Genomic DNA, 20,590 nt, shown 5'->3' on the forward strand with positions numbered 1-20,590 from the left:
AACGCCGAATGCGCGAGAACACGGATTCCAGATGCACCACGGCCCCCTCCAAGCCAGAAGACCCGCTTGAAAGCTGGCGGTGTGAGCCGCTTTCTTTGCCTACTTTCTTTGCGGCGGCAAAGAAAGTAGGTGCCGCCCCGCACAGGGGCAACCCCAATAGACCACTAACAAATCAAGGAAAGGCCAACAAAACCACCACCGCCGAGCAGGCAAAAAAACCGGGCGCAACCAAAACCCAACCGGCACACCCCTTGCTCCCCTCGAATACAGACCACAAAAAGACGAGGAAACCGACATGCCACACCACGCCGCCGCGTCCGCGCTCCCCCTGCATGCGCACCGCCCCGAGCCGATCGAACCGCCATCGCCGCCCAACACGCCGGGCGAGCCGGACATCATTCCGAATCCGACTCCCGAACCAGCCGAACCGGTGCCGCCGCCGATAGGCGATCCACCGCCGCAGCCCACCCAGGCGCCACAAGCCTGTCAGCGTCGGCCGCGAGGCATGCAACTCTGACACGCCCGGCGCGCCGTGCCCCATACTGGCGAGGCGAATTTATGTACTTGTTACAAAGCCGACGCATCTTTTACCGGCAATCCGGCGCCATGAAGCCCTAGACTTCAATTGATGCCGCTCATCGCGGCGGGCTTCCCTGGAGGCAGCGATCATGAGACACCCAGCACTGCGACGTTCCGCGCGCCACGCAAAGCGCGATTCCCGGCCCGACGCGGCCAAAAGCGGTCCGCCGACGTCGCCCGATCCCGCCGCGCAGAACCGCGTCGCGCCCGACGCCCCCCCGGACGGCGAGCACAATCAGGGCGGCGTGCGCCCCGAAGGGCTCGAATACCAGCGCGATCTCGGCTCCGAGCAGGACGCCTGACTTCGCGCCCCCGCAGGCGAAAACCGTCCTAACGTCGATCGTATAAGCAGAAAAAATTTCTTCGCGACGCGAACAAGTCGCGCGTTCCTGCTCGTCCGTCACATTTGCATACATTTTTATTTCGATTCCTTGCGAAAACGGCACGCGGCTTGCGTGCACGTTGCGGCACATATCCGTATGCAACGAAACAACTGAACTAGGTGGAGCGCCAATGAGCAGACTGATCGTGGTATCGAATCGTGTCGCGCCGACGCAGGAAGGCCGTCCCGCAGCGGGAGGTCTTGCGATCGGCGTGCTGGACGCGTTGAAGGAAACCGGCGGCGTCTGGTTCGGCTGGAGCGGCGAGACGGTGAGCGAGCCGTCCCCTCCGGTGATCGAAAAGCAGGGCAACGTGACCTACGCGACGGTGGGCCTCACCAAGCGCGACTACGACCAGTACTACCGCGGTTTTTCGAACGCGACGCTGTGGCCGACGTTCCACTATCGCAATGACCTGTCGCGCTATGACCGCCAGGAGTACGCGGGTTATCAGCGCGTCAACGCGACGCTCGCGAGGCAACTGAAGGAACTGCTCAGGCCCGACGACATCATCTGGGTCCACGACTATCACCTGCTGCCGTTCGCGCGCTGCCTGCGCGATCTCGGCGTGAAGAACCCGATCGGCTTCTTCCTGCATATTCCGTTTCCGGTGCCCGAGGTGCTGCGCACGATTCCGCCGCACGACGAACTCGTCAAGGCGATGTGCAGTTACGACGTGGTCGGCTTCCAGACCGAGGCGGATCGCCAGTCGTTCGTCGACTTCATCGAGCGCGGCCTGCACGGCACCTCGAGCGAGGACGGCATGGTGCACGCGTACAACCGCTTTCTCAAGGTCGCCGCGTACCCGATCGGCATCTATCCGGACGCGATCGCCAAGGCCGCCGAGCAGTTCACCGACCGCAAGCCGGTGCGCAGCCTGCGCGACGGCATGCGCGGGCGCAAGCTGATCATGAGCGTCGACCGTCTCGACTATTCGAAGGGCCTGGTGGAGCGCTTCCAGGCGTTCGAACGGCTGCTGCTGAATGCGCCGGGCTGGCACGGCCGCGTGTCGCTGGTGCAGATCGCGCCGCCGACGCGCTCGGACGTGCAGACCTATCAGCGGATTCGTCAAACGCTGGAGGGCGAAGCGGGCCGCATCAATGGCCGCTTCGCGCAACTCGACTGGACGCCGATTCAGTACCTGAACCGCAAGTACGAACGCAATCTGCTGATGGCGCTGTTCCGTCAATCGCAGGTCGGCTATGTGACGCCGCTGCGCGACGGCATGAATCTGGTGGCGAAGGAATACGTCGCGTCGCAGGACCCGGCCGATCCGGGCGTGCTGGTGCTGTCGCAATTCGCCGGCGCCGCCGAGCAACTGCCGGGCGCGCTGGTCGTCAATCCGTTCGATCTGTCGCAGATGGCCGAGGCGCTGGAGCGTGCGTTGTCGATGCCGCTCGCCGAGCGTCAGGCGCGTCACGCGGACATGATGGCGCCGATGCGCGAGAACAACCTGTCCGTCTGGCGCGATACGTTCCTCGCCGATCTGCGCAACGTCGCGACGGCATCCTCGGTGACGGCCAAAGCGGTAAAGCTCGCTGACGTGACGGCTTCGTCGTAGCTGGATCAGCGGCTGCGCGGGTATCGCCGGGAATGCGCATGCTGGTCACGTCTGAACCGCGATGTAGGGAAACGCGAAGAGAAAAGAAGGGCGCGGATCGCCGTATGCGATGCGCGCCCTTTTCGTGTCCGCGTGATTCGTGCCTATCGCGGATGCACGACGAGCGGATGTACGACGAAGTCAGGCGGCTTGCGGCTTGGCTCGCTGCGTGATCCGCATCATGCTGACCACCGCGGCGAGCGCCGAAAAGCCCGCGGCCACGTACAGCGCGACGGTTGGCCCGTGGTGAGGCGCGACGCCGAAGATCAGCGCGACCAGCGCCGCTCCGAGCGTCTGCCCGGTCAGCCGCGCGGTGCCGAGCATGCCGCTCGCGCCGCCGCTGCGCTCGCGCGGCGCGGACGCGAGGATGGTGCGGTTGTTCGGCGACTGGAAGATGCCGAAGCCCACGCCGCACAGCGCCATGCGCCACGCGATCTGCATGGGCTCGGGATGCGCGCCCAGCGTGGCGAGCAGCAACAGCCCGGCTGTCAGCGTGGCGAGCCCGACGCCGCCCAGCCAGCCTGACGACACCTTGTCCGCCAGCACGCCGGCAATCGGCGCCGCGACGATGATCACCGCCGGCCATGGCGTCATCAGCAAGCCGGTTTCCACTTGCGACAGACCCAGCGTGTCCTGCAACAAAAACGGCAGCGACACGAAGGCGAGCATCTGCGCGCAGAACGAACAAACCGAGGTGCCGATCGACAGCGCGAACACCGGAATCCTCAGCAAGTCGATCGGCAGCAGGGGCGCCGCCTGAGTCAACTGACGGCGCACGAAGAAGTAACCGATCACCACGGCCGCGAGCACTTCGAGCACCACATAGCCGCGCCGTTCGCCGTGGCCGAGGCCGTCGAGCGCGAAAATCAGCAAGCCGAACACGAACGCGTTCATCACCGCGCTCAGGTAGTCGTAGGGCGACTCATGGCCGGGATTCAACGGCAAAGCCTTGAAGCCGCCGACGATCGCCGCGATGCCGATCGGCACGTTGATCGCGAACAGCCACGGCCACGCAGCGACGGCGAGCACGCCGGAGGCGACCGTCGGCCCGACCGCCGACGACACCGCCACCACCATCGCGTTGATCGCGATGCCGCGCCCGAGCTGCGTGCGCGGATAGATCATGCGCACGAGCGCGGTGTTCACGCTCATGATGCCCGCCGCGCCGAAGCCCTGAACCACGCGAGCGAGCGCGAGCATCGGCAGCGAGGTGGACAACGCGCAACCGAGCGACGCGATCGTAAACAGCATCAGCCCGCCCAGATAGATGCGCCGATAGCCGATGCGGTCGCCGAGCGAGGCGAGCGGCAGCAGCGAAATGGTGATGGCGAGCTGGTAAGCGTTGACGATCCAGATCGAGCCGGCTGCGCTCGCGCGCAGATTTCGCGCGATGGTGGGCAGCGCGACGTTGGCGATCGCGCTGTCGAGCACAGCGAGCGTGAGGGCGAGCGCGATGACGAGCATCGCCCAGTAGCGTTGCGGGATCGGCAAGCCCGATTCGGCGCTGTCCGCGTGCGTGGCCTCGGGAAGCGTGTCGGCGGCCTCGGCCGGTGTGGGATCGTTCTGGCGCGATGGTCGTGCGTGCATCGATTATTGGATTTGTAGTGGAGCGGCTCGGCTGCGGCACGTCGAGCCGCCCGCGTTGCTTGCCGCATTCGGAAGCTCGACCGCGGCAGCGGCGATGCCGGTGCCCGCTGCCGCGCACCGGCGTCGCGTGTTCCGCGTTACTTGAGTTCGTACAGGCCGGTGTGGGTGGCGGAGTCGATTTCGTTCAGGTGCGTCATGAAGCGCGCGACCGCGTTGGTGGTCTCCGCATTGACCGGCAGATGCGGCACCTTCAGCGCATGCAGCCGGAAAATGTAGCGATGCGTTCTGTCGCCTCGCGGCGGCGCGGCTCCGCCGAAGCCGACCGTGCCGTAGTCGTTGCGCAATTGCAGCGCGCCTTGAGGAAGCAGCGAACCGTCGGCCTTGCCGGCATTGCGCGGCAGCGAGCGCGCGTCGGCCGGAATGTTGACCACGATCCAATGCCAGAAGCCGCTGCCCGTGGGCGCGTCGGGATCGTGAACGGTGAGTGCGAAGCTTTGGGTATCGGCCGGCGGCGCGTCCCACTGCAGGGCGGGCGAGATGTTCTCGCCGTCCCCGCCGAACGACTTGTCGTGGTATTCCTGGGCTTTCGACATGAAGCCGTTGGTGGGGAAATCGTCGGACCAGAGACGGAAATCAGCCATTGTGTGCCTCCCTTCCTGGTTGGTTCTGGGATGCTCGGGGCGCGAGATTTTGCTGCCGGCTCATTGACATGGCGGCGCGCGAAAGCGCCTTGCGTTAGCCAATTGAGTGTAGCACCAGCGGCCTCGGCATTCGCGTGAGCACGGCATGCCGCAATTGGCTTTCAGCCTCGCTCCTCGAAGCCCGGCGCGTCGCTTTTCAGCCACTCGACAAGCCGTCGCAATACACCTTCGATATCACGATTGGCGCCACGCAAAGCGCATTCCCACACGACGGCGACGCGCCAGCCGTTCGCCAGCAACGCTTCACGCACCTTGTCGTCGTTGCTGCGATTGCGGCCGATTTTCTCGCGCCAGAACTCGGGCCGCGTTTGCGGCCACTTGAACAGATGGCAGTCGTGGCCGTGCCAGAAACAGCCGTGCACCAGCACGACGGCGCGGTAGCGCGGCAGCACGATGTCGGGGCGTCCGGGCAGATCGCGCGCGTCGAGGCGAAAGCGAAAGCCTTGCCGATGCAGCAGGCTGCGGATCAGGATTTCCGGCTTGGTGTTGCGGCCGCGAATGCCGGACATCATCCGGCTGCGCGTCGCGCTATCGACGATATCGACCATGGTCAGGGTTGTGGCGACGCACCGGCGCGCGCATTGGAGGTTTCACGCATGGAGCGATAGAGCCTGCCGCGAGCCATCGTGCGTCGTCCCGGCGAGCAGCGCCTGCACGTGCGGCAGCATGATGCGCGCCACTTCGTGCATCACGGGCATGACGACGCTGTTGCCGAATTGCCGATACGCCTGGGTGTCGCTGACCGGAATCCTGAAGGTATCGGGAAAGCCCATCAGCCGCGCGCACTCGCGCGGCGTGAGGCGGCGCGGGCGCAGCGCCTCGCCTTGATAAACGAGGATTTCCGAGCCGTCCTTGTGATAGCGCGCCGACAGCGTGCGCGTGACGCTGTCCGGATAGGCCATGCCGAAGCCGAAACCGTTGCCCGCCGCGCGGTGCTTGTCCGCGTAGTTTTGCAGGTAGGTCCAGAGGTTCGGTGTGAGCGTGTACTTGGGCTGCACGCGTTGGCCGGCGTGATCGAAGAAGCGGTCGTGATCCCACGGCAGCACCGGCTCGCCGCCGTCGGTGCGGTGCAGGATCGAACCGAGGCGCGGGCCGGTTGTTGGCAGCTTGAGATCGTCCCAGCAAAAGCCGGTCTTGCCGCGAAAGCCGACGATGATGATGCGCTCGCGGTGCTGCGGCGTGAAATGCCGGCCGTCGACCACGCGGTAATGCACTTCGTAGCCGAGTTCGTCGCGCAAGGTTTGCAGGATCACGTCGAAGGTGCGGCCCTTGTCGTGCGAGAGCAGATTCTTCACGTTCTCCAGCAGGAACGCGGCGGGGCGCTTGGCCGCGATGATTCGCGCGACGTCGAAAAAGAGCGTGCCTTGCGTCGTGCATTCAAAACCGTGCGGCCGGCCCAGGGCGTTTTTCTTGCTGACCCCGGCGATCGAAAACGGTTGGCAGGGGAAGCCGCCGAGCAGCACGTCGTGGCTCGGTACGTCCTCGGCGGGGAACGACACGATATCGCCGATCAGCGCGTGCGCGTCGCCGGCGGGGTAGTTCTCGCGGTACGTCCTGGTGGAAAAATCGTTCCATTCGCTGGTGAAGACGCACTCGCCGCCATGCGCCTCGAACCCCATGCGAATGCCGCCGATGCCGGCGAACAGGTCGATGAAGCGGAATCTGGCGTCGCCGGCCGTACCGTTCGGGCCACTCCTGCGCGCGCCGGTGCGCAGCAGGTCGCGCAACGCCGGCTCCAGCATGGCCGGACAAGGCGTTTCGCCTTTTTCCCAGCGACGCACCGTCTTGATGTCCTTGCCGACGTGCGCGGCGATTTCGCGTTGAGTGAAGCGGGCGCGCGCCTGCCTGAGCAGTTCGAGCGGTGCGGCGAGGGTCACGGGTGTCCTTGCTGGGAATTTTTGCGGACATTATGACCTAAGGTCGTCCCATTTTTCTCGGTTTCGGGCTGGATGGGCAGGAAATTTCGAACGCTACCGGGCGGAGATCGGCTAAACGTCTTTGTCACATTGGGTCGTGTACGCTTGCGGCGTGACGCGAAGTCCCCGCGTTGCGACGTGTTGAGGCCGCGGCGTCGTTCGCGGCCATTTTTTTAAGCGGAGGCGGGGGCGTGACCTGCGTTGTTGGGTTGGGCTGCGCACGGCTGCCGCGCGTCAGGCGAACTGGCCGGCGTCGGTCGAGTAGGGCGGGGGAAACAATGCGGCGGCCGCGGGGGCCAGCCTGTCCCATGCGGGCGGCGGACCGCTTTCGAACTGATCGAGTTGGAGCAGGAGGCTGTCAACCGCGCACAGTTGCGCGTGGGACAAGCTGCCGGTGTCGAGCAACTGGAACAGACGCTGGCGCCAGTAGGCGGCGGGGAAGATCGGTCCGCCCAGGTCGCCATGCAGGGCCGGCCGCATGATTCGCGTGATGTGCGCGATGTCCCGATCGGCCAGCGCGGCCTGCGATGACCCCGAAAGCGTGATGAGTGTGCGGTTCATGGCTCCTCCTTGACGGGTTTACGGCCGGCCGCTGCGGGACTTTAGCGGTTTTTTTGTGCGGGCCTTTCGCTGAAGGAATCGACGCGAACGCAGGCTGGTACGCCCGTTGCTGAAAATGGCTACTGGCGTAGTGTCGCGCCGACATGCGGATAGGGAGCCGAACATGAACAAGGATCAAGTGAAGGGTGCGGGCCAGCAGGTCAAGGGCAAGGTGAACGAAGCCGTGGGCAAGGCCACGGACAATCCCGGCAAGGAACTGAAGGGCGGTATGCAGCAAGGCGCCGGCAAGGTCCAGAAGGCGTACGGCGATGCAAAGGAAGACGCCAAGGACGACGCAAAACGCAATAGGCCGTAATTCACGTTGGCATGCAGCTCGACGGGAAGGCGCTTCGGCGCCTTTCTTTTTTCGAGGCCGGGCCTTGGGGGCGGGACTTCGGCGGCGCGGTCGATCTCGCCTGGGAGTAACCCGGTGTCCGCGCCGCGGACGTTTCGCGCGCCGCGCGTCGCCTTTAGACTTGGCGCATCCAACAATAAGCAGGAGACGCCCATGACACCCGAAAAAATACTCTCGATGTTCGAGCGGCAGTACCTGGAGGGCAAGGTGCCCGTCGACCTCGAACCCGTTTGCGCGAGCTTTGCGACCTGGCTTGCTTCGGCCTGGGATCAGTTCGACGGCGAGCAGAAGATGCTGATGCTGACCATCGGCGCGGCATTGTGGCGCGAAGGATATAACCTGCGCGCCGGTACGGCGACGAAAGACTTGTGGTGACGGCTGGCGTCGGTGGGTTTGGTGAGGGAACCGGCTGCGGAGCGAACTTCGAAGTCCCACGTTCGCTGATGCGCGTTTGCGCACGCGTTGCGCGGAGTCGGTTTATATTTGGCGCTCGCGCGTTCGGGGCCTTGATTCCGGTCGGTCGACCGATGGTCCCGAGTCCAATTACCCGTCGCCACTCTCGCACAAAGGTTACGTCAGCACATGAGCGATCTATCCGCCTTCCCGATCACGAAGAAATGGCCTGCCGCGCATCCCGAGCGGATTCAGCTCTATTCGCTGCCCACGCCCAACGGCGTGAAGGTGTCGATCATGCTCGAGGAGACCGGTCTGCCGTATGAGCCCCACCTCGTGCGCTTCGACACCAACGATCAGATGACGCCGGAATTTCTGTCGGTCAATCCGAACAACAAGATTCCCGCGATCATCGATCCGCACGGTCCTGACGATAAGCCGCTGCCGCTGTTCGAATCCGGCGCGATTCTGCTGTATCTCGCGGACAAGTCGGGTCAGTTGATTCCGCGCGACGCCGCCGGCCGTTATGAAGCGATTCAGTGGGTGATGTTCCAGATGGGCGGCATTGGCCCGATGTTCGGCCAGCTCGGTTTTTTCCATAAGTTCGCCGGCAAGGAGTACGAGGACAAACGTCCGCGCGATCGCTATGTCGCCGAGTCGAGGCGCCTGCTCGGCGTGCTGGACCAGCGGCTCGAAGGACGTGAGTGGCTTCTCGGCGACACCTATTCGATTGCCGATATCGCGACGTTTCCTTGGGTGCGCAATCTGATCGGTTTCTATGAGGCGGGTGAACTCGTCGGCATCCAGGATTTTGCGAACGTGAGGCGCGTGCTGGCCGCGTTCGTCGCCCGTCCGGCGGTGGTGAGGGGATTGGAGATTCCGAAGCGGCAGTGATGCATTCCTAGGGAATCTGGGTTGTGTTGGGCAATTGTGGGTAGAAAAAAGCCCCGTGGCGCAAGGCTTACGGGGCTTTCTTATGCAAACTTGGGAAGTGCTGGGAAGCTACTTGGTCCCCCTGACAGGAATCGAACCTGTATCTAGCGCTTAGGAGGCACTTGTTCTATCCATTGAACTACAGGGAGATGGATATTGGCGATGCGAAAACCGTAGCCTTGCTGCTATTGGCTTCGGCCTTATCCCGTGGGCTTTCCGGCTTTTCTGCTTCTTCCTAAATGAAGCGCCGCGACAGCCTGTGAACCCCAGTTTATAGCAGTCTTCGCTACACTTTTTGCTGCAGGTCGATCCTGTAGACCGGAAAATGATCTGGCACTGCGTCAGTTTCCAAACGGGTTAAGCACATGGCTTCGATCCTGCCGGTGGGCAGTCGCTGGCGTGCCCAGGTACGCAAGCGAGGGCAGAGTATAGCAAAAACGTTCAAAACTGAATCCGCTGCGGAGGCTTGGGTGCGGGAGAGAAAAGCCGAGATCGACAAGGGGCACAACGCGGTCGACGCGGCCACCGTGACCGTGGGCGAACTCGTCAGGAAATACCGACAGGCGCGCGCCGATTCAAAGCGCGCAGAGGTGCCGAAATCGAACGAGCACCACATACTGCAGCGGCATCGACCAGAAGTGGCCGCCGTGACCGGGCACAAGGGCTGGCGCAATCTGAAGCGATACACCACAATCTGGACCCGGCTCAGGTCACGAAGAAAGGACGGTTGAAGCTGGTGAAAGCGGCCTGATTATCAAGGTCGAAGCGGCGGCTGTCGTTGCTGTAATCCAGCCCGCATAACTTCGCGGGCGCGGACCGATTTCGAATCATTTCTGACGATTTCAGCGCCTCTCGTGTGGTAGCGTTCCACCGCGCTTCCTTTCCTCACAGGAGACAGAATGCCATTCGATAAATCCGTCGCCGCTAGCTACGCAGACGATCACGCGCAATCCCACAGCACCGGCAACTGTGCAAGGTACGTGCGCAAGGCGATAGAAGCCGGCGGCCTCTCGCTGCACCACGCGCACTTCGCCAAGGACTACGGCCCGCTTTTGCAAGCGGTTGGCTTTCGGGAAACAACCGGATCGCCGCAGAAAGGCGACGTGGTCGTGATACAACCGGCGCCCGGACACCCCGCCGGGCACATGGCAATTTTTGACGGCTCGATCTGGGTATCTGATTTCAAACAAACGCATTCCGGTGCGCAAGGCTTCTATCCGGGGACTGCCTATCGACAGGCACAGCCACCACACAAGACCTACCGGTACAACTAGGGCCCACCATGAAGAAGATATTCACATTCTCTGTGTCGGTATGGCTGCTCGTGTGCGGAATGTTTTTGCAGCAGGCCGCGCTCGCGGATAGCGTCACGCCTGATGCAAGCACGAAAGCGTTCTACGCCTGGTACATCAAGCGGCAATCGAATGATGTCTATCCGTTGATGGACAAAGGGATTTATACGTACGTAGCCAAAGCGACGGCCGACAAGCTGCGCAACGCTTATCACCATAATCGGCTGCCGGGCGATAGCGACTATTTCACCAAGGTGCAGGACTACGACGAGCACGATTGGGCCGCCAATATCGCAACGCGCCCCGCTGTGATGCTCGACGATGTTGCGGTCGTGCCCGTTACCTTTGGATCGACGGACAAGGTCAGTGTGTTGGTGTTTCTCCGCAAACAGGGGGATGCCTGGAAAATCACAAAGGTCGATGACACCCGCGACCTTCAATAGAGCAATCATTTCCAGTGCTGCGCGGCCGCAGGCGATCGAGCGGCGCAGGCTAGATCGCGGTCCCTGTAGCACCGCTAGACTGCTTTCTGGCGAGCCGATATCCGGCCATTCAGGTGCAGGCCGACAGGGTCGCGGCCGATGATCGCGCGAGCGCACGCAACTTCGCGGCGCCGGAGCGCGACCATACGGCGTGCAACCTGGCCTATATCTACACGGTCGCGCGCTTCGCGGTGATTCGTCTCGAGTTCCTGCTGGCGGTCAGACAAATCAGGCTCGACGACGGTGTGAACCGCGCGGGAACCCTTGCCAAAAGTTCCTAGACCTCTTGTCATCAACTTGCAAGTTATCAACTCGAATAGGCTCATATTGTTGTGCGAATACGCTAGTCTCGGCAATCGAAGGGGTTCATTCCTGGCGTCACAGAAATTGCACGGCGGACCCTTTTAAATTCAGAAAATCAGTCGGATTATTTTAAAAGAGCCTTCTTCGGATTTAAGCTGGCGATCAAACTAAATTTCTTGGATTGGACGAAATGGACCAAACAAAATTCAATCAAATTTGCAACGAATTTACACAAATTAAGGATAAAAGCGAATTCTCATTGGTTATTAAACTAATATCGGACCACGTGCAAGAGTCTCTGACGGAAAAGCAAGGATTTGTGTTACGGACATCTCAACAGGGTGCGGATTCGACGGTGATATACCATTGCTCAGGGAACAGCACGCAATTCTCGTGGACGGGGACTCTCGCGAATACCCCGGCTGCGCTGGAACTGTTAGTTCTTTCGTAATAACACGCACAAGTTCAGCCTCGATGTCAGTGGTGCGAACTCCATCCTGCGATAGCCGCGCGCCAGGTCTGAACCTGGCGATGCGGCGATTTCGGCAGGATAAGTTCAATGACAAACAGGAGGGCTGACATGAAGATTAAATGCGTGAAAATTTATATGCGCGCATGCGGACTGTAGGCATCTCTCCTATTCCGTCACTGGACCGACACCAAATTAATGAATTTGTGCGTCAACTCCTCCCTATTGAACTGTCGCCGCCGGGGAAAAACCGGCAAGGTGACTTTCAACGGCTCGGTTCGACCCATTTCTGTCGTTTGACGCCGCGTTAGCCGAACGGCAGCTTTCAAAGTTCTGCCGTCGCTCAGGGCTCGTTGGTCGCCAGCGCGTTTCCGGCCTTTACGGCCACTCGCGCAGCGTCGCCAAGTGTTCTCTGTAAAAATCCGCTCTCATGTGGCGCGAACGGGTACGGAGATCCGAAATTCCGGATACCGATCACCCGGCGTGGATGCAGACGCTCAAGTTGGCGTGGATGGTTCCGTTATTATCGAATAATCGGGACCGCAAACCGTGGCTATGGAGACGACGGCATCCGTCGCAGGGAAACAGTCAATGATCGAATCGATCAATATCGCCGATGTCGCGACCTACGCGACGGCACCGCAATCGATGGTAGGGCTTTCGACGATAAACTTCGTTTTCGGCTCCAATGGGTCCGGTAAGACGACTATCTCCCGCGCGATAGCTTGCAGCCCAGGGCATGAGCGATGCTCGGTCGGTTGGAAGACCGGCGTGCCGTTGAAGGCGCTGGTCTACAACCGAGATTTCGTGGAGACGAATTTCGACGCCTCGAAAGAGCTCAAAGGCATCTTCACGCTAGGCGAAGAGAACGTTGATTCTATCGCCAAGCTCGCCGATGCCAAGGTTGCCGTCGAGACCCTGACCAAACGCGTGATCGAGCGGACCGAATCGCTGCAAGGAGCGGACGGTGCGGGCGGTGCGGGCGGATTCCGGGGAAAGCTGGCGGCCTTGGAGAAGTCTTTCCGGGAGACGTGCTGGAAGCAAAAAGTCAAGCACGATGGCAACTTCGCCATGGCGTTCCAGGGCGTTCGTGACGCCGCAGAGAAGTTCAAAACCCGATTGCTGAACGAACGTGAAACCAACAAGGCGACGTTGGCCCCGCTCGAAGAATTACTGAAGAGAGCCGAGACTGTCTTTGGCGACGAGCCTGCGTCCGAGACCACGGTGTCGGCGGTCTCTGGGGTCGCACTGCTCGCGTTTCAAGCCAATACCGTGATGAAAAAGCGCGTCATGGGCAAGCAGGATGTCGACATCGCCGCGATGATAAAGAAGTTGGGAAACAGCGACTGGGTAAAACAAGGCCTGCCGTTCTACGACGCCAATGATTCCGTCTGCCCTTTCTGCCAGCAGGAGATCGAGTCATCGTTCGCGACGAGCTTGGCCGAATACTTCGACGAGAGTTACCTTGCCGAAACGAAAGCCATCAACGATCTCAACGCGGGATACGCCGCCCAGGCGGCTGCTTACATAAACGGCTTGCGCGGGATCTTAGAGAAGCCGTCTAAGTTCATAGACGAGCCTCGCCTGCGCGCGGAAGTCGCTTCGTTGGAAACGCGGTTGCAAACCAACTTGCAGCGACTAGCAGACAAGCAGCGGGAGCCGAGCCTGTCGCTCGAACTCGAAAGCATCTCAACGTCCGTCGAAGCAATCGACCACCTGATCGGCGCCGCAAACAACGAGATTAGCAAGCGAAACGCCCTCGTCGCAAATATTAAGAGCGAGAAGACAGCATTAAGCGCGCAGATTTGGCGCCACTTGATCGACGTAGAACTCAAGGAAGATCTCGCTGCTTACCTAAAGGAGAAGTCGAGCATCAACAAGGCGATTGGGTCGATGGAAGCAGAAATCAAGAAGTCCATCGACGAACGGCGCGACAAGGAGGCCGAGATCGTCGAGCTAGAGAAGGCATCGACGAGTATCCAGCCCACTATCGACGAGATCAACGGGCTGCTCGCCAAGTTCGGCTTCCACGGTTTCAGGCTCGCGCGGGCGACTACCGGGGAACACTACGCCCTCAACCGGGGGAACGGCGCGAATGCCAAACACACTCTCAGCGAGGGCGAACGCACGTTCGTCACCTTCCTGTATTTTTACCATTTGATTAAGGGAAGCAACACAGACACCGGCATTACAGACAATCGAATCGTTGTGTTCGACGACCCCGTGTCGAGTCTCGATAGCGAGATCCTTTTCATCGTCGCGAGCTTGGTCAAATCTATCTTCGACGAGGTGCGTTCGGGCAAATCGCGTATCAAACAGGTTTTCGTGCTCACGCACAACGCGCACTTCCACAAGGAGGTCACGTTCCGCCGAGGCATCAACAGGAAGAATCCGACTGTGGACGAGACGTTTTGGGTTGTTCGAAAATCAGGGCAGGCCTCGCAAGTCGTTCAGCACGCAACGAATCCGATCAAGACGTCGTATGACTTGCTATGGAACGAAGTACGGCAGCCCGATCGCAATAACCTATCGATCCAGAACACACTGCGCAGGATTTTGGAAAGCTATTTCAAAATCCTCGGAGGAGTCGAACTCCATGAACTACCGGATCGGTTCGACGGCGCGGACAAGGTCGCTTGCGCTTCTTTGGTGTCTTGGGTGAACGACGGCTCACACTTCACGCCCGACGACATCAGCTTTGCGCTGGATCAACCCGCCGTCGAGAACTACCTGCGCGTCTTCCGCGCGATTTTTGAAAAGTGGGATCACAGTGCGCACTACCGAATGATGATGGGAAGCGCCTACGTTGAAGATCCGATAGTCCAAGCCTCCGAGCACGATGGCACACACTGATCTCTAGCCTGTCGTCCCACCAAGCCTGCCGCCTCGGCTGTGGGACCCAATTGGCGGTTCCACGATGGCTGGGAGGTGGTATTGCGGTCGTCGTGGCGCCGAAGCGGGCGTTACGCTTGCCGTCCTTGCGGCAGCCCGAAGCGAGCTGTCGTCCACGACTGCTGCCGAATTCCTGCCTTGATTGCCGCAATGCTTATATGCAGGAATTCCGCGCCGTAGCCGTGCCTCCTCGATCTTCCGCTTAGGCCCGGTCGACGATGCGAGGTGCGGTCGACATGTGAATGACAGTTGTCTGGGTTCATGCGACGCTCGAACGTCCGCTTCGGTCCGCCTGTCAATGGCCGTAGATGGCCGATTCTCATCAGACGAGCGCCCAAGCCATGACCGCGGAATAGTCGACCCCGGCACTCGAAAAGGAGGGAGTTTTACGTGCTACAGATTTGATTTGCTACACAGCAGTGGTAGCAATCTCTATCTGACAGGGCCTCGCACCTGTCATTCCACTCCCTGAACTACAGGGAGCAGGACCAAACCAAAACAATCATCGCAATCCGGTTGTCGGACAAGGTCCGCAGTGATCGGCGACTCAAAGTCGCCAGCGAGCGCACAGTATGTCAAACACCCGAGCGCAGGAGGCTGGCTGCGAAGAACGCCAGCTCCGCAAAACAAACGGCCCAGCGGGCATCGCCACCCGGGCCGTGCAAACCACGCCGACGCCTACACAACACAGCGTCCGGCCGCCTCAATCAAGCCGGCTCAGAATTCCACCACCGCGAACTCTGCTTTCCCGACGTCGCACAGCGGGCAGCGCCAATCCTCGGGAATCGCGGCGAAGCGCGTACCCGGCGCGATGCCTTCTTCGGGCAGACCCTCTTCCTCGTTGTAGATCCAGCCGCAAATCAGGCAGACCCAGCTTTTGTATTCCGTCACTTCTATTACTTCGCTCACGACGCACTCTTCTTTGGTTCAATGCAATGATCTGCCAAGTCTGCCCCTTTTTTGGGCATGGCGGCGACCCGCAATATTACCGGAATTCGTCAACCGGGCCGTTGTTTGCCCATGCGGCATTGCGGCAATGCGCCCAAGCCGGCTGAAAGGCCCTGGTCACACACACCGTGTATGCTCTGACTCGCAGCCGAGCTTTCGGCCGGCGCGCGCCGGGCGCCCAGCCTGCACTGCGACGATCGACCTCCGGGCGAGCGGTCCAGCAATCGTCGCCGGCATGGCCCGCGCATGATTTCGTTTGGCAAAAAAGGAGAAAAACGATGTTGAAGAACAAATGGTTGGCCGGTTTCGCGTTGGCCGGGTTGCTTGCCGTATCGGGCGTGGCGCAGGCGGAGGGCGTGTCTTTCGTCCAACCGGCGGACGGCGCGAGCGTCACGAATCCCGTACACGTGGTGTTCGGCGTCGACGGCATGAAGATCGCGCCGGCCGGCACGATGACGGAAGGCACCGGCCATCATCATCTGCTGATCGACGGCAAGGCGCTGCCCAAGGGCGAGGTCATTCCCGCCAACGACAAATCGCTGCACTTCGGCAAGGGCCAAACCGAGACCGACGTGACGCTGCCGCCGGGCGATCACACGCTGACGCTGCAATTCGGCGACGGCGCGCATCGTTCTTACGGCCCCGGCATGAGCAAGACCATCACGGTGCACGTCAAGTAAGCCGCCGCGGGACGCGGCCGGCGCGCGAGCAAGCGCCGTCCGGCCGCGCGTTCCCATCCGCGTCATCGGCATGCAGCCGGTTGCATCGGTCCGCATCCGCCCCGCAAGCCGGCCGTTCGGCCTATCTCTTCCGGCATACAGGCACCAGAGCGTGCGCCCGGTACAATGAGCAGTTCCGACTCATCGCTGTCTTCTCCAATTCTCCATGTCGCTTTACACCATTACCGGGGCCCAACTGGCGTTCGGTCACGTCGCGTTGCTCGATCACGCGGATTTCTCTCTCGAAGCGGGCGAGCGCGTCGGCTTGATCGGCCGCAACGGCGCGGGCAAATCGTCGCTGCTGAAAATCGTCGCCGATCTGATGAAACCCGATGACGGCCTCGTCACGCGCCAGCAGAATCAGACCACGGTCTACGTCCCGCAGGAGCCGGAGTTCGATACGGACGACACGGTGTTCGAAGCGGTCGCCGCCGGTCTCACCCACGCCCGCGCGCTGCTCGACGAATACGACGCGGTCGCCAATCAGCTCGCCGACGAGCCCGAAGGCCCGCAACACGACGCGCTGATGGCGCGCATGAACACGCTGCAATCGTCGCTGGATACGGCGGACGCCTGGAACTGGAGCACGCGCGTGGCCACCACGCTGCAGCAGATCGGTCTGAACGGCGAGGCGCGGGTGGGCGCGCTGTCGGGCGGCATGCAAAAACGCGTCGCGTTGGCGCGTGCGCTGGTGGTGCAGCCGGACGTGCTGCTGCTCGACGAGCCGACCAACCACCTCGACTTCGACGGCATCCGCTGGCTCGAGGATCTGCTGGTCTCGCAGCGCGCGGGCCTGCTTTTCATCACCCACGACCGCGCGTTTCTCGACCGCGTCGCCACGCGCATCGTCGAACTGGATCGCGGGCGGCTGCTGTCGTATCCCGGCAATTTCTCGGCGTACCAGACGCGCAAGGCGCAGCAACTGGAAATCGAGCGCGTCGAAAACGACAAGGCCGACAAGCTGCTCGCGCAGGAAGAAGTGTGGATTCGCAAGGGCGTCGAGGCGCGCCGCACGCGCAGCGTCGGCCGGATCGCGCGGCTCGTGCAGATGCGCAACGAACGCGCCGAGCGCCGCAACGTGCAAGGCAACGTCAAGCTCGACGTGGGCCAGGGCGAGAAATCCGGCAAGATCGTCGCCGAATTGACGGACGTCACCAAGCGCTATGGTTCGCGCACGGTGGTCGACACCTTCACGGCCACGGTGATGCGCGGCGACAAGATCGGCTTCGTCGGTCCGAACGGCGCGGGCAAGACCACGCTGCTCAAGATGATCCTCGGCGAATTGCCGCCGGACGAAGGCACGGTGCGCGTCGGCACCAATCTGCAGGTCGCGTATTTCGACCAGATGCGCGCGCAACTCGACCTGGACAAAAGCCTCGCCGACACCATCAGCCCCGGCAGCGAATGGGTCGAGGTGAACGGCCAGAAAAAGCACGTCATGAGCTATCTCGGCGACTTCCTGTTCGCGCCGGAGCGCGCGCGTTCGCCGGTCAAGTCGCTGTCGGGCGGCGAGCGCAACCGTCTGCTGCTCGCGCGTCTGTTCGCGCGACCGGCCAACGTGCTGGTGCTCGACGAACCGACCAACGACCTCGACATTCCCACGCTCGAACTGCTCGAGGAACTGCTCACCGAGTACGACGGCACGGTGCTGCTGGTCAGCCACGACCGCGCGTTTCTCGACAACGTCGCGACCTCCGTGATTGCGTCCGAAGGCGGCGGCAAGTGGCGCGAATATGTCGGCGGCTTTACGGATTGGCAGATCCAGCGCGACCGCTCGCAGCAACTGGCGGCGCAGGACACGCAGAAGGAAGCCGTCAAGGCGGCGCCGAAAGACAGCGCGGCGGGCCGCAATACGCAGCGCGCCGCCAAGCTGTCGTTCAAGGATCAGCGCGAACTCGACGCGCTGCCGGAAAAAATCGCCGCGCTCGAAGCGGAGCAGAAAACCATCGGCGCGCAGCTCGAAGACGGTTCGGTCTTCGCGAAAGACCCGCAGGAAGGCACCCGTCTGACCGAACGGTATGCCGCTATCGACGAGGAACTGCTGATCGCGCTGGAACGCTGGGACGAGCTGGAAAAGAAGCGCAAGTAACGCGCGGGGGGCGCGCCGCCCCTTGTCCAGACGGCCAATCCCACGTCTGGCGAATTGCCGCCTGTTTCGAAATCAGTAAAATACCCCGCGAACAGGCTTCCCCCGGCGTTCGCACCGGCGTTGACGTTGGCCGGCCGTGAGGCCGGCTATGCGCCGCCGTTGAGCGCGCCAGCCGGAGGCCACGCGACAAAACAGCTTGCCCGCATCGCGGGCACCCCACCTAACCCCGTTGTTTCGTTTCGCTTTTTTAGAAAACTCAACGCATTGTCCACGGACCTGTCCACAGGCGCTGTGGACAACGATGAACCGACGCACCCGAGCAATCATGTCTACGAAAAAGCCAAACGCCGCATATAGCGAAGCGTCGATCAAGGTGTTGAAGGGTCTCGAGCCGGTCAAGCAACGGCCCGGCATGTACACCCGCACCGAAAATCCGCTGCACATCATTCAGGAAGTCATCGACAACGCGTCGGACGAAGCCTTGGGCGGCTACGGCCGGCAAATCACGGTCACGCTGCACGCGGACCATTCGGTCTCGGTCGAGGACGACGGCCGCGGCATTCCGTTCGGCCTGCATCCCGAAGAAGGCGTGCCGGTCGTCGAAATCGTCTACACGCGCCTGCACGCGGGCGGCAAGTTCGATAAAGCCGCCGGCGGCGCGTACACGTTTTCGGGCGGCCTGCACGGCGTCGGCGTGTCGGTCACCAACGCGCTGTCCACGCGCCTCGACGTCACCGTGTGGCGCGACGGCAAGGTCGCCGACCTGAGTTTCGCCAATGGCGACGTCGCCAAGGAACTCACGGTGCGGCCCGCCGCGAAGGGCGAGAAGAAGTCCGGCACGCGCGTCACCGCGTGGGCCAATCCGAAGTACTTCGATTCGCCGAACCTGCCGCTCGGCGAATTGCAACGTCTGCTGCGCTCGAAAGCGGTGCTGCTGCCGGGCGTGGAAGTCACGTTGATCAACGAGAAAACCGGCGAGCAGCAGACGTGGAAATACGAAGACGGTCTGCGCGGCTATCTGCTCGAAGGCATGAACGGCAGCGATCTGCTGATTCCGCTGTTCCAGGGCGAACGCTACGCGGAAAACTCGCGCGCGAACGAAGAGACGTTCGCGGAAGGCGAGGGCGCCGCCTGGGTCGTTGCGTGGAGCGAGGAAGGCACGCTCATGCGCGAGTCCTACGTCAACCTGATTCCGACGCCCGCGGGCGGCACGCACGAAGCGGGCTTGCGCGACGGTCTTTACCAGGCGGTGAAGAGCTTCGTCGAGTTGCACAACCTGCAGCCGAAGGGCGTGAAGCTGCTTGCCGAAGACGTATTCGCGCGCGTGTCGTTCGTGCTGTCCGCGAAGGTGCTTGATCCGCAGTTCCAAGGGCAGATCAAGGAGCGGCTGAATAGCCGCGACGCGGTAAAGCTCGTGTCGTCGTTTGCGCGTCCGGCGCTCGAACTGTGGTTGAACCAGCACGTCGAGCACGGCAAGAAACTCGCGGAGCTCGTCATCAAGCAGGCGCAAGCCCGCACGCGCGCCGGGCAGAAAGTCGAGAAGCGCAAGAGTTCGGGCGTCGCCGTGTTGCCGGGCAAGCTGACCGATTGCGAGTCGACGGAAATCGGCCGCAACGAACTGTTTCTGGTCGAGGGCGACTCGGCGGGCGGCTCCGCGAAGATGGGCCGCGACAAGGAATACCAGGCTATCCTGCCGCTGCGCGGCAAGGTGCTGAACACATGGGAAACCGAGCGTGACCGGCTGTTCGCGAACAACGAGGTGCACGACATTTCGGTGGCGATCGGCGTCGATCCCCATAGCCCGGATGACAAGGTCGATCTGTCGAATCTGCGCTACGGCAAGATCTGCATTCTCTCGGACGCCGACGTCGACGGTTCGCACATTCAGGTGCTCCTGCTCACGCTGTTCTTCAAGCATTTCCCGCAGTTGATCGAGCGCGGGCATGTGTGTGTCGCGCGTCCGCCGCTGTTTCGCGTCGACGCGCCGGCGCGCGGCAAGAAGCCGGCGCAGAAGCTCTACGCGCTCGACGAGGGCGAACTCGAGGCGATCCTCGACAAGCTGCGCAAGGACGGCGTGCGCGATACCCAGTGGTCGATCAGCCGCTTCAAGGGCCTCGGCGAAATGAGCGCGGAACAGTTGTGGGACACCACGATGAACCCCGACACGCGCCGCCTCACGCCGGTGGCGCTCGGCGAGCTCGACTACGACGCCACGGTCGCGCGCATGACCATGCTGATGGGCAAGGGCGAAGCGTCGTCGCGGCGCAGTTGGCTGGAAGAAAAAGGCAACGAAGTGGAAGCGGACATCTGAGCGTTGTCGCAGCGCTCCACCTTCGCACGAAAACTTCACGC

General features: G+C 61.9%; 20 protein-coding genes and 1 tRNA gene. 14 read left to right on the forward strand and 7 right to left on the reverse strand.

The window, feature by feature from the left end; genetic code table 11:
- Nucleotides 1-295 precede the first annotated feature (295 nt).
- From ACOCG7_RS16595 to otsA, 3 genes are all read left to right on the forward strand, one after another.
- On the forward strand, nucleotides 296-517 hold the full coding sequence (locus ACOCG7_RS16595; RefSeq protein WP_114162054.1) for a hypothetical protein: 222 nt from the start codon (nucleotides 296-298) through the stop codon (nucleotides 515-517).
- A gap of 151 nt (nucleotides 518-668) precedes the next feature.
- Nucleotides 669-881, forward strand: a complete 213-nt coding sequence (locus tag ACOCG7_RS16600) for a hypothetical protein (protein WP_073432707.1) — start codon at nucleotides 669-671, stop codon at nucleotides 879-881.
- A gap of 211 nt (nucleotides 882-1,092) precedes the next feature.
- A complete protein-coding gene (otsA, locus tag ACOCG7_RS16605; RefSeq protein WP_073432709.1) occupies nucleotides 1,093-2,520 on the forward strand; it encodes an alpha,alpha-trehalose-phosphate synthase (UDP-forming) in 1,428 nt (475 codons plus the stop codon).
- A 180-nt stretch (nucleotides 2,521-2,700) separates the two neighbouring features.
- Here otsA and ACOCG7_RS16610 read toward each other — a convergent pair whose 3' ends face one another.
- From ACOCG7_RS16610 to ACOCG7_RS16630, 5 genes are all read right to left on the reverse strand, one after another.
- The gene (locus ACOCG7_RS16610) at nucleotides 2,701-4,146 is read right to left on the reverse strand and encodes an MFS transporter (RefSeq protein WP_114162055.1); all 1,446 of its coding nucleotides are present in this window, start codon (nucleotides 4,144-4,146) and stop codon (nucleotides 2,701-2,703) included.
- Between the two features lie 137 nt (nucleotides 4,147-4,283).
- Entirely contained in the window at nucleotides 4,284-4,787 is a 504-nt protein-coding gene (locus ACOCG7_RS16615) for a YbhB/YbcL family Raf kinase inhibitor-like protein (protein ID WP_073432713.1), read from the reverse strand.
- A gap of 161 nt (nucleotides 4,788-4,948) precedes the next feature.
- On the reverse strand, nucleotides 4,949-5,395 hold the full coding sequence (locus tag ACOCG7_RS16620) for a very short patch repair endonuclease (protein WP_114162056.1): 447 nt from the start codon (nucleotides 5,393-5,395) through the stop codon (nucleotides 4,949-4,951).
- Between the two features lie 42 nt (nucleotides 5,396-5,437).
- The gene (dcm, locus tag ACOCG7_RS16625; protein WP_114162057.1) at nucleotides 5,438-6,724 is read right to left on the reverse strand and encodes a DNA (cytosine-5-)-methyltransferase; all 1,287 of its coding nucleotides are present in this window, start codon (nucleotides 6,722-6,724) and stop codon (nucleotides 5,438-5,440) included.
- Nucleotides 6,725-6,997: 273 nt separating this feature from the next.
- A complete protein-coding gene (locus ACOCG7_RS16630) occupies nucleotides 6,998-7,324 on the reverse strand; it encodes a hypothetical protein (RefSeq protein ID WP_114162058.1) in 327 nt (108 codons plus the stop codon).
- 163 nt (nucleotides 7,325-7,487) lie between these two features.
- On the opposite strand from ACOCG7_RS16630, the gene ACOCG7_RS16635 reads away from it, so the two are divergent.
- The 3 genes from ACOCG7_RS16635 to ACOCG7_RS16645 all read left to right on the forward strand — a co-directional run bounded on the left by ACOCG7_RS16635 (nucleotide 7,488) and on the right by ACOCG7_RS16645 (nucleotide 9,005).
- Complete coding sequence (locus tag ACOCG7_RS16635) at nucleotides 7,488-7,679, forward strand: CsbD family protein (protein ID WP_073432721.1); 192 nt, start codon at nucleotides 7,488-7,490, stop codon at nucleotides 7,677-7,679.
- 192 nt (nucleotides 7,680-7,871) lie between these two features.
- Nucleotides 7,872-8,093 (forward strand): hypothetical protein, encoded by a 222-nt coding sequence (locus ACOCG7_RS16640; protein ID WP_114162059.1) that lies wholly within the window; start codon nucleotides 7,872-7,874, stop codon nucleotides 8,091-8,093.
- Between the two features lie 207 nt (nucleotides 8,094-8,300).
- Nucleotides 8,301-9,005 (forward strand): glutathione S-transferase N-terminal domain-containing protein, encoded by a 705-nt coding sequence (locus tag ACOCG7_RS16645; RefSeq protein ID WP_114162060.1) that lies wholly within the window; start codon nucleotides 8,301-8,303, stop codon nucleotides 9,003-9,005.
- 113 nt (nucleotides 9,006-9,118) lie between these two features.
- On the opposite strand, the gene ACOCG7_RS16650 is transcribed toward ACOCG7_RS16645, so the two are convergent.
- A tRNA-Arg gene (locus tag ACOCG7_RS16650) sits at nucleotides 9,119-9,193 on the reverse strand.
- Nucleotides 9,194-9,409: 216 nt separating this feature from the next.
- Here ACOCG7_RS16650 and ACOCG7_RS16655 point away from each other — a divergent pair.
- The 5 genes from ACOCG7_RS16655 (at nucleotide 9,410) to ACOCG7_RS16675 (ending at nucleotide 14,443) form a co-directional block, all read left to right on the forward strand.
- The gene (locus ACOCG7_RS16655) at nucleotides 9,410-9,775 is read left to right on the forward strand and encodes a hypothetical protein (protein ID WP_208645236.1); all 366 of its coding nucleotides are present in this window, start codon (nucleotides 9,410-9,412) and stop codon (nucleotides 9,773-9,775) included.
- Between the two features lie 168 nt (nucleotides 9,776-9,943).
- The gene (locus ACOCG7_RS16660) at nucleotides 9,944-10,318 is read left to right on the forward strand and encodes a CHAP domain-containing protein (RefSeq protein ID WP_421379138.1); all 375 of its coding nucleotides are present in this window, start codon (nucleotides 9,944-9,946) and stop codon (nucleotides 10,316-10,318) included.
- Between the two features lie 8 nt (nucleotides 10,319-10,326).
- Nucleotides 10,327-10,779: a DUF3828 domain-containing protein gene (locus ACOCG7_RS16665; RefSeq protein ID WP_073429470.1), complete on the forward strand. Its 453-nt coding sequence runs from the start codon at nucleotides 10,327-10,329 to the stop codon at nucleotides 10,777-10,779.
- Between the two features lie 113 nt (nucleotides 10,780-10,892).
- Nucleotides 10,893-11,099, forward strand: a complete 207-nt coding sequence (locus ACOCG7_RS16670) for a hypothetical protein (protein WP_244219972.1) — start codon at nucleotides 10,893-10,895, stop codon at nucleotides 11,097-11,099.
- Between the two features lie 1,082 nt (nucleotides 11,100-12,181).
- Nucleotides 12,182-14,443, forward strand: coding sequence for an AAA family ATPase (locus tag ACOCG7_RS16675; RefSeq protein WP_114163435.1), 2,262 nt, complete (start codon nucleotides 12,182-12,184; stop codon nucleotides 14,441-14,443).
- A 756-nt stretch (nucleotides 14,444-15,199) separates the two neighbouring features.
- Here ACOCG7_RS16675 and ACOCG7_RS16680 read toward each other — a convergent pair.
- The gene (locus tag ACOCG7_RS16680) at nucleotides 15,200-15,391 is read right to left on the reverse strand and encodes a rubredoxin (protein ID WP_007175738.1); all 192 of its coding nucleotides are present in this window, start codon (nucleotides 15,389-15,391) and stop codon (nucleotides 15,200-15,202) included.
- 317 nt (nucleotides 15,392-15,708) lie between these two features.
- Here ACOCG7_RS16680 and ACOCG7_RS16685 point away from each other — a divergent pair, with 317 nt between their 5' ends.
- The 3 genes from ACOCG7_RS16685 to parE all read left to right on the forward strand — a co-directional run bounded on the left by ACOCG7_RS16685 (nucleotide 15,709) and on the right by parE (nucleotide 20,549).
- Entirely contained in the window at nucleotides 15,709-16,110 is a 402-nt protein-coding gene (locus tag ACOCG7_RS16685) for a DUF4399 domain-containing protein (protein ID WP_073429475.1), read from the forward strand.
- Nucleotides 16,111-16,315: 205 nt separating this feature from the next.
- Entirely contained in the window at nucleotides 16,316-18,238 is a 1,923-nt protein-coding gene (locus ACOCG7_RS16690; RefSeq protein WP_073429476.1) for an ATP-binding cassette domain-containing protein, read from the forward strand.
- A 325-nt stretch (nucleotides 18,239-18,563) separates the two neighbouring features.
- A complete protein-coding gene (gene parE, locus ACOCG7_RS16695) occupies nucleotides 18,564-20,549 on the forward strand; it encodes a DNA topoisomerase IV subunit B (protein WP_083085292.1) in 1,986 nt (661 codons plus the stop codon).
- Nucleotides 20,550-20,590 lie beyond the last annotated feature (41 nt).

Source organism: Paraburkholderia sp. DD10 (assembly GCF_049177125.1).
Taxonomy (GTDB): domain Bacteria; phylum Pseudomonadota; class Gammaproteobacteria; order Burkholderiales; family Burkholderiaceae; genus Paraburkholderia; species Paraburkholderia terricola.

What these genes read in the sequence shown, in the direction of transcription:
- ACOCG7_RS16595 (WP_114162054.1), top strand. Translation starts at nt 296, where the DNA reads ATGCCACACCACGCCGCCGCGTCCGCGCTCCCCCTGCATGCGCACCGC.
- ACOCG7_RS16600 (WP_073432707.1), top strand. Translation starts at nt 669, where the DNA reads ATGAGACACCCAGCACTGCGACGTTCCGCGCGCCACGCAAAGCGCGAT.
- otsA (WP_073432709.1), top strand. Translation starts at nt 1,093, where the DNA reads ATGAGCAGACTGATCGTGGTATCGAATCGTGTCGCGCCGACGCAGGAA.
- ACOCG7_RS16610 (WP_114162055.1), bottom strand. Translation starts at nt 4,146, where the DNA reads ATGCACGCACGACCATCGCGCCAGAACGATCCCACACCGGCCGAGGCC.
- ACOCG7_RS16615 (WP_073432713.1), bottom strand. Translation starts at nt 4,787, where the DNA reads ATGGCTGATTTCCGTCTCTGGTCCGACGATTTCCCCACCAACGGCTTC.
- ACOCG7_RS16620 (WP_114162056.1), bottom strand. Translation starts at nt 5,395, where the DNA reads ATGGTCGATATCGTCGATAGCGCGACGCGCAGCCGGATGATGTCCGGC.
- ACOCG7_RS16630 (WP_114162058.1), bottom strand. Translation starts at nt 7,324, where the DNA reads ATGAACCGCACACTCATCACGCTTTCGGGGTCATCGCAGGCCGCGCTG.
- ACOCG7_RS16635 (WP_073432721.1), top strand. Translation starts at nt 7,488, where the DNA reads ATGAACAAGGATCAAGTGAAGGGTGCGGGCCAGCAGGTCAAGGGCAAG.
- ACOCG7_RS16640 (WP_114162059.1), top strand. Translation starts at nt 7,872, where the DNA reads ATGACACCCGAAAAAATACTCTCGATGTTCGAGCGGCAGTACCTGGAG.
- ACOCG7_RS16645 (WP_114162060.1), top strand. Translation starts at nt 8,301, where the DNA reads ATGAGCGATCTATCCGCCTTCCCGATCACGAAGAAATGGCCTGCCGCG.
- ACOCG7_RS16655 (WP_208645236.1), top strand. Translation starts at nt 9,410, where the DNA reads ATGGCTTCGATCCTGCCGGTGGGCAGTCGCTGGCGTGCCCAGGTACGC.
- ACOCG7_RS16660 (WP_421379138.1), top strand. Translation starts at nt 9,944, where the DNA reads ATGCCATTCGATAAATCCGTCGCCGCTAGCTACGCAGACGATCACGCG.
- ACOCG7_RS16665 (WP_073429470.1), top strand. Translation starts at nt 10,327, where the DNA reads ATGAAGAAGATATTCACATTCTCTGTGTCGGTATGGCTGCTCGTGTGC.
- ACOCG7_RS16675 (WP_114163435.1), top strand. Translation starts at nt 12,182, where the DNA reads ATGATCGAATCGATCAATATCGCCGATGTCGCGACCTACGCGACGGCA.
- ACOCG7_RS16685 (WP_073429475.1), top strand. Translation starts at nt 15,709, where the DNA reads ATGTTGAAGAACAAATGGTTGGCCGGTTTCGCGTTGGCCGGGTTGCTT.
- ACOCG7_RS16690 (WP_073429476.1), top strand. Translation starts at nt 16,316, where the DNA reads ATGTCGCTTTACACCATTACCGGGGCCCAACTGGCGTTCGGTCACGTC.
- parE (WP_083085292.1), top strand. Translation starts at nt 18,564, where the DNA reads ATGTCTACGAAAAAGCCAAACGCCGCATATAGCGAAGCGTCGATCAAG.